This is a genomic window from Pseudonocardia sulfidoxydans NBRC 16205 (assembly GCF_007989085.1).
Classification (GTDB): Bacteria; Actinomycetota; Actinomycetes; order Mycobacteriales; family Pseudonocardiaceae; genus Pseudonocardia; species Pseudonocardia sulfidoxydans.
Genome location: NZ_BJVJ01000209.1, coordinates 1 through 505 on the forward strand (window position 1 = coordinate 1; position 505 = coordinate 505).

The 505-nt window shown below is 75.2% G+C and carries 1 protein-coding gene; it reads left to right on the top strand.

Going from position 1 to position 505, the window contains the following annotated elements:
• Window positions 1-24: 24 nt before the first annotated feature.
• Window positions 25-505, top strand: a 481-nt coding sequence (locus PSU4_RS31065) for a DUF222 domain-containing protein (RefSeq protein WP_147116259.1), incomplete at its 3' end; no start/stop codon positions are given.

Consider the following 505-nt stretch of genomic DNA (forward strand, 5'->3'; position numbering starts at 1 on the left):
CCCGCGCCGGTCAACGAACTGCTCGTGACCCGCAACCCTCACGGCGCCGGGGGCCGGATCAAGGGCCGTTTCGACGACCCCACGATGTTCGACGCGATCGCCGTCGTCATCGACTCCCACAGCGCACCGCTGACCGCCGACGACGACCGATCGACCGGGCAGCGCCAGGCCGACGCCCTCGCCGACGCGTGCGCGTTCGTCCTCGACCACGGCGACGTCCCCGCCCGCGGCGGCGAACGCCCCCACCTCACCGTGACAGTCCGCCTCGACGACCTGGAACGACGCGCCCGCGCCGGCTGCCTCGACCTCGGCGGCGTCCTCTCGCCCGAACAGCTACGCCTGCTGTGTTGCGACGCCCGCGTCGTGCCCGTCGTCCTGGGCGGGGCCGGGCAGCCACTCGACGTCGGCCGCGCCCGCCGCGTCATCCCCGACGGGCTGCGCCGCGCGATCACCGCCCGCGACCGTGGTTGTGCCCGTTGCGGGCGCCCGCCCGCGTGGTGCGAAA